The 3,583-nt window shown below is 68.1% G+C and carries 3 protein-coding genes; 2 read left to right on the forward strand and 1 reads right to left on the reverse strand.

Annotated features, from left to right (window positions below; genetic code table 11):
- A partial coding sequence (gene apbC / locus Q4I23_RS31435) for an iron-sulfur cluster carrier protein ApbC (RefSeq protein WP_498528820.1) occupies positions 1-1,205 on the reverse strand: 1,205 nt, incomplete at its 3' end.
- A 184-nt stretch (positions 1,206-1,389) separates the two neighbouring features.
- On the opposite strand from apbC, the gene hflK reads away from it, so the two are divergent.
- Positions 1,390-2,556 (forward strand): FtsH protease activity modulator HflK, encoded by a 1,167-nt coding sequence (gene hflK / locus Q4I23_RS31440; RefSeq protein ID WP_038528604.1) that lies wholly within the window; start codon positions 1,390-1,392, stop codon positions 2,554-2,556.
- 11 nt (positions 2,557-2,567) lie between these two features.
- Complete coding sequence (gene hflC / locus Q4I23_RS31445) at positions 2,568-3,515, forward strand: protease modulator HflC (protein WP_454018053.1); 948 nt, start codon at positions 2,568-2,570, stop codon at positions 3,513-3,515.
- Positions 3,516-3,583: the final 68 nt, after the last annotated feature.

Below are 3,583 nucleotides of genomic sequence, written 5' to 3' on the forward strand. Positions count from 1 at the left end.
GTTATAGTCTCGTGGGCTCGGAGATGTGTATAAGAGACAGCCACGATCCGCGGCGCGGTCCGCGCCGAGCCCTGTTCGCCGGCGATCTTCTCCCACACGCGCTTGGCAATTCCGCGGTACACCTTCGCGTGCTCCGACTCGGGCTGCGACACCACGATGGGCTGGCCTTGGTCGGAGGTCTCGCGGATGTCGAGGTGCAGCGGGACCTCGCCGAGGAACTCCATGCCGAGGTCCGTGGCTTCCTTGCGGGCGCCGCCGTGGCTGAAGATGTCCGTGCGGTGGCCGCAGTTCGGGCAGCAGAAGTAGCTCATGTTCTCGATGATGCCGAGGACGGGCACGTCCACGCGGCGGAACATGTTCAGCCCCTTGCGGGCGTCCAGCAGGGCGATGTCCTGCGGGGTCGAGACGATGATCGCCCCGGCCAGCGGCACCTGCTGCGCCATGGTGAGCTGGGCGTCGCCGGTGCCCGGCGGCATGTCCACCACCAGAACGTCGAGCGTGCCCCAGTTCACGTCGCGCAGCATCTGCTGGAGCGCGCTCATCACCATCGGGCCGCGCCAGATCATCGGCGTGTCCTCGGCGACCAGGAAGCCCATCGACATCACCTTGATGCCGTAGTTCTCCATCGGCTCCAGGATTTTGCCGTCGCGGCTGGTCGGCCGGCCGGAGATGCCCAGCATGCGCGGCATGGACGGGCCGTAGATGTCGGCGTCCAGAAGCCCGACCTTCAACCCGTTCGCCGCCATGGCGAGGGCGAGGTTGCTGGCCGTGGTGGACTTGCCGACGCCGCCCTTGCCCGATGCGACGGCGACGATCGCCTTCACGCCCGGCACCAGCGGCTTCTGCTCCGCGGGCTGCCCATGGGTGTGGCCGCCGTGGGAGTGGCCATGCCCGCCATGGGAATGCCCGTGATCGTGCCCGTGGCCCTGCTGCGGGGCGGCGCCCTGACCGGCGGGGCGGTGCGCCGTCAAGACTGCGGTGACCGACAGAACGCCCGGCAGGGCCTCCACCGCTTTCTCGGCGGCGTGGCGCACCGGCTCGGCCTGGGCGCCGCGCTTGGGGTCCACTTCGATCGAAAAGGCGACGTGCCCGTCACGCACGACAAGGCCGGAAAGCATGCCGAGGCTGACGACGTCCTTGCCCCGTTCCGGATCGACAACCGTCCTCAGAGCTTCAAGGACTTGAGCTTCGCTGACCTGCGCCATGGTTGAAAACTCCGCTTCCTTCCCGATATTGGCGGATATCCGTCGGTGAAATCCTTCCCCGAATGGGATGGGCACTATAGGGCCGGCGGACAATAATGGTAAAGGGATCGGACGGTCCGGAAACGATTTGTTTTCCGGAATTTCCGTCCCAAGAATTGAGAGAGCGCGAAGGGGAACGAACGGAATGCCGTGGAGCAATCAGGGAGGGGGCGGCGGTGGCGGCCCCTGGGGTCCTCCGCCGGGTGGTGGCGGTCAGAATCCGTGGGGCCGTCCGCCGGGTGGCGGTGGAGGCGGCGGTGGTGGTGGCGGCGGAGGGCCGCAGCCGCCGGACCTGGAGGATCTGCTGCGCCGCGGCCAGGACCGCCTGAAGCGGGTGATGCCGGGCGGCGTCGGCAGCGGCCGGGGCATCGCGCTTGTCGTCGGCCTGCTGGCCGTGGTCTGGCTGGCCAGCGGCATCTACCGCGTCGAGGCGGACGAGCAGGGCGTTGTTCTGCGCTTCGGCCAGTGGGTGCGCACCGAACAGCCCGGTCTGCGCTACCACCTGCCGTCGCCCATCGAAACGGTGCTGATGCCCAAGGTGACGCGCGTCAACCGGATCGAGGTCGGCTACCGCTCGGCCGGCGACGGGCGTCGCGGTGATCGCGACGTTCCCGACGAGTCGCTGATGCTGACTGGTGACGAGAACATCATCGACATCGACTTCACCGTCTTCTGGGTCATCAAGGACGCAGGCGAGTATCTGTTCAAGATCCGCGACCCCGAGGCCACCGTGAAGAAGGCGGCGGAAAGCGCGATGCGCGAGGTCATCGGCCGCACCGACCTGCAGCCGGCCCTGACCGAGGCCCGCCAGCAGATCGAAACCTCCACCCGACAGCTCCTCCAGGCCATGCTGGACGACTATGAGGGCGGCATCGAGGTGACGCAGGTGCAGTTGCAGAAGGCCGACCCGCCGTCGCCCGTCATCGACGCCTTCAACGACGTGCAGCGCGCCCGCGCCGACCGCGAGCGCGCCCGCAACGAGGCCGAGGCCTACCGGAACGACGTGATCCCGCGCGCCCGAGGCGATGCGGAACGGCTGATCCAGGAGGCTTCCGCCTACCGCGAGCAGGTCGTGAACCTGGCCCAGGGTGACGCCGACCGCTTCCGCAAGGTGTTCGACGCCTACTCGACCGCCAAGGACGTGACCGCCAAGCGCATGTATCTGGAGACCATGGAAGAGATCCTGAGCGGCGCCAACAAGGTCATCATCGACGGCAACGCGCAGGGTGCCCAGGGCGTGGTTCCCTACCTGCCGCTCAACCAGCTTCAGCCTGCCCCGGCGCGGCCCGCCGGCCAGCAGCCGGCCCGTTGAGGAGGGATGCCATGAACCGCACATTGTTGGTCGCCGGCATCGGCATCCTCGCCGCGGGCGTGCTCGCCTCGGCCTCGCTGTTCACGGTGAACGAGGCGCAGCAGGCGCTCGTCCTCCAGTTCGGCGAGCCGATGCGCGTCATCCGCGAACCCGGCCTGAAGGCCAAGATCCCCTTCATCCAGGAAGTCCGCATCCTCGACCGTCGCGTGCTCGATCTCGACCCGCCGGTGGAGCAGGTCATCCTGGCCGACCAGAAGCGCCTGGACGTGGACGCCTTCGCGCGTTACCGCATTCTGGACCCGCTGCGCTTCTACCAGACCGCCGGCAACGAGGCGGTGGCCGAGACGCGGATGAACGCCATCGTGAACTCGGCGCTCCGCCGCGTTCTCGGCAGCGTGACGCTGCTCGCCATCCTGTCGGACGAACGTCCGCGCGTGATGAACGACATCCGCGGGCAGGTGAACGACGAGGCGAAGCGCTTCGGCATCGAGATCGTCGATGTCCGCATCCGCCGCGCCGACCTGCCGGAGGAGACCAGCCAGTCGATCTTCGCCCGCATGCGGTCGGAGCGTGAACGCGAAGCCGCGGAGGCCCGCGCCCAGGGTCAGGAGCAGTCGCAGCAGATCCGCTCCCGCGCGGACCGCGAGCGCACCGTCATCCTGGCCGAAGCGCAGCGCGATTCGCAGATCCTGCGCGGTGAAGGCGACAACCAGGCGCTGAAGATGATCGCCGAGGCGACGTCGCAGGACCCGCAGTTCTACAGCTTCTACCGGACGCTCGAAGCCTACCGGAAGTCGCTGAACAAGGACGACACCACCATGGTGCTGTCCCCGACCGGCGAGTTCTTCCGCTACTTCGGCGACATCACCGGCGGCGGCAACGGCCAGCCGGCTCCGGCTTCGGGCAGCGGCCCGGCGCTGCAGCGGGCCCCGGCTCCGGCGACCGCCCAGCAGCAGTAAGTCGTCGCGCTCGCTTCCCCTTCCCCCTTGTCCCTGTCTCTTATACACATCTCCGAGCCCACGAGACT

The organism is Azospirillum sp. UFLA03-27 (genome assembly GCF_059803775.1).